A 1,382-nucleotide genomic window follows, 5' to 3' on the forward strand; every position below is an offset into this window, starting at 1 on the left:
GGTAGCGTCCGCGGACGAGGTGTAAATTCGAGGACCGCTTTGGCGGGGATTGGGGTGGCCATCGGGCCATGCGGCTAAGGTGGAGTTTGCGGACTTCAACCCGAACCGGGAGCACCCGATGACCGACGACAGAGTGGCACTGATCGAGGCTTTTCAGAAGGCTGACGACGGCAACTTCCTGCGCAGCCTGGCCGAGACGGTCCTGCAGATCCTGATGGAGGCCGATGTGGACGGTCTGATCGGCGCGGGTCGTTACGAGCGGTCTGGCGAGCGCAGCACCTACCGCAACGGGTATCGCGAACGCAGCCTCGACACGCGGCTGGGCTCGCTCAACCTCAAGATCCCCAAGCTGCGCACCGGCAGCTACTTCCCCGGCTTCCTGGAGCCAAGGAAGACCGTCGAGAAGGCGCTGGTGGCGGTGATCCAGGAGGCGTGGATCGCAGGCGTGTCGACTCGGCGCGTGGACGACCTGGTGCAGGCCATGGGGCTGTCGGGCATCTCGAAGTCCTCCGTGTCGAAGCTGTGCAAGGACATCGATGAGCGGGTGAACGCCTTCCTCAAGCGCCCGCTGTCCGGCGCATGGCCCTATCTCTGGCTCGACGCCACCTACCTCAAGGTGCGTGAGGGCGGGCGCATCGTCTCCGTAGCCGCCATAGTCGCCGTGGCGGTGGACACCGAAGGTCGACGCGAGATCATCGGGCTGCACATCGGCCCGTCCGAGGCCGAGGTGTTCTGGACCGATTTCCTGCGCGACCTGGTCAAGCGCGGGCTGTCAGGTGTGCAACTTGTCATCTCGGACGCGCACGAGGGGCTTAAAGCCGCCATATGCCGCGTCCTGAAGGCGACCTGGCAAAGGTGCCGGGTTCATTGGACCCGCAACGCGCTCGCTTATGTGCCGCGCGCTCAGCAGACCATGGTCGCCGCCGGCTTGCGCCACGCCTTCCAGCAGCCCGACCAGGAGGCAGCCCGAGCCGCGCTCCACCATCTGGCTGAGCAGCTTCACAACCGTTGGCCGAAGCTCAAAGGCTTCATCGATGCCACGAGCGAGGACGTGCTCGCCTACCTGACGTTCCCGCTGCAGCACCGAACGAAGTTGCACTCCACAAACCCGCTGGAGCGTCTCAACAAGGAGATCAAGCGACGCGCCGACGTGGTGGGCATCTTCCCCAACACCGACTCGATCCAGCGTCTGATCGGAGCCGTGCTGTTGGAGGCCAACGACGAATGGCAGCTCCAGCACCGCTACATGCAGATCGAGGGCATGGCTGGCTTCACCCCGAGCTTGCTCGACGACACCCTCACAGCAATTCCACCTCAGGCCGCCTGACCGATGGCCGCTCCAACTCCACCCCGAATTTCCACCTCATTGACGGACACGACCC

At 64.5% G+C, this 1,382-nt stretch carries 1 protein-coding gene; it reads left to right on the forward strand.

The genetic code is table 11. The features are described 5' to 3' along the window. Window positions 1–118: 118 nt before the first annotated feature. Entirely contained in the window at window positions 119–1,327 is a 1,209-nt protein-coding gene (locus MET9862_RS28990; RefSeq protein ID WP_003596089.1) for an IS256-like element ISMex14 family transposase, read from the forward strand. Window positions 1,328–1,382 lie beyond the last annotated feature (55 nt).

Origin of the sequence: Methylobacterium symbioticum, assembly GCF_902141845.1 — a bacterium.
In the GTDB taxonomy this organism is placed as follows: Bacteria; Pseudomonadota; Alphaproteobacteria; order Rhizobiales; family Beijerinckiaceae; genus Methylobacterium; species Methylobacterium symbioticum.